The 1,412-nt window shown below is 59.1% G+C and carries 2 protein-coding genes and 1 other RNA gene; 2 read left to right on the top strand and 1 reads right to left on the bottom strand.

The features are described from left to right. Positions 1–277, bottom strand: a transfer-messenger RNA (tmRNA) gene (gene ssrA / locus EN939_RS34135); the annotation flags it as partial. 170 nt (positions 278–447) lie between these two features. On the opposite strand from ssrA, the gene EN939_RS34130 reads away from it, so the two are divergent. Continuing rightward, positions 448–759, top strand: coding sequence for a DUF2853 family protein (locus EN939_RS34130; protein ID WP_127271793.1), 312 nt, complete (start codon positions 448–450; stop codon positions 757–759). Positions 760–917: 158 nt separating this feature from the next. Continuing rightward, the coding region (gene thyA, locus EN939_RS34125) for a thymidylate synthase (RefSeq protein WP_127271812.1) at positions 918–1,412 on the top strand (495 nt) is incomplete at its 3' end.

Below are 1,412 nucleotides of genomic sequence, written 5' to 3'. Positions count from 1 at the left end.
CTTACGCGGCGAGACGTGCTTCCGCATAGTTGTCATTTGCAACTACAGGTTTAGCCCGATGACGGTGGTACCATGCCGGGCAAAAGTACGATCTTTACACCTTCGTCGATCCTATTTCGCCCCCAGCAAAAACCGCTCTGTCATCAGCAGCGGCTTTTGGTGGAGGCGCCGGGTACCGCCCCCGGGTCCGAACGGCTTATTTCATCGCCCATTTATCGCCATAGTCGGTCAAGCCGACAAACCGAATATAGGGGGCCATCGCAAGAAATGGAAGGCCGCAATGGCACTTTGTCCCCCTGACAAAACCGCAAGTCCAAAGGGTTGACTTGGGCGCGGTCTCAACCGAAGCTTTGCCCCGGTGAGGAGTTACCGACCTAGCGCACATGTTGCAGCAGCGCGCCACAGCCCTCATCGATCGGATCCGTGGCGCCGACGAGGGGAATTTTGATGGCCGACTATCTTGCAGACGTGAAGAAATACGATGCCTCGGCGAGTGCCGACGTGGTCGACAAAATCGTGAAGCATCTTGGCATTGCGCTCCGGAACCGCGATTCCTCGCTGGTGTCCTGCACCGATCCGAAGGAGCTAGAGCGCGTCAAGGCTGGCTGGGTTGCGAAGAAGCTCGGCATATCGGACGACAACAAGGCCGACGCTTCGATCGAGAAGGTCTGCAAGGCGATGGCCGCCGACAGTACCAAGAACCGGGTTACCTTCTACTATCTGGTTGCCAAGGACCTGGGTAAACTCGGCTCCCTCTGACGACCGCACGTCAATTTGCAGGGGCTGGCGCGGTCCATGCGTCAGCCCTGATGTTGTTGGGGACTGGCAGCCTTCGGGCAGGGCTTGCGCTGCTTTGTGGTGTTCGATTGCCTGTCCGTCAGCTATGATGGCTGGACAACCGAATCGAGCCGGAACCGATGCGCCAGTATCTCGACCTCCTGCAGCACGTGCTGGACAACGGCGCCGATCGCGGCGACCGCACCGGCACCGGAACGCGCTCCGTCTTCGGCTACCAGATGCGTTTCGACCTGGCGCGCGGCTTTCCGGTCACCACGACCAAGAAGCTGCATCTCAAGTCGATCATCCATGAGCTTTTGTGGTTCCTGGCCGGCGACACCAACGTCAAATATCTCACCGATAACGGCGTTTCGATCTGGGACGAATGGGCCGACGAGAATGGCGATCTCGGCCCGGTCTACGGCAAGCAATGGCGCTCCTGGCCGGATGGCCATGGCGGCTCGATCGACCAGATCGCGAATCTTCTCAAGGAGATACGCAAAAATCCTCAATCGCGGCGGCTGATCGTTTCGGCATGGAATCCAGCCGAGGTGGAAGCGATGGCGCTGCCGCCCTGCCACTGCCTGTTCCAGTTCTATGTTTCGGAAGGGCGGCTCTCCTGCCAACTCTACCAG

This window comes from Mesorhizobium sp. M7A.F.Ca.CA.002.05.1.1 (assembly GCF_003998335.1).
Taxonomy (GTDB): domain Bacteria; phylum Pseudomonadota; class Alphaproteobacteria; order Rhizobiales; family Rhizobiaceae; genus Mesorhizobium.
The sequence above is the reverse complement of the archived record's forward strand: the minus strand, read 5'-3'. Positions and strand labels throughout refer to the sequence as shown.

What these genes read in the sequence shown, in the direction of transcription:
- EN939_RS34130 (WP_127271793.1), top strand. Translation starts at nt 448, where the DNA reads ATGGCCGACTATCTTGCAGACGTGAAGAAATACGATGCCTCGGCGAGT.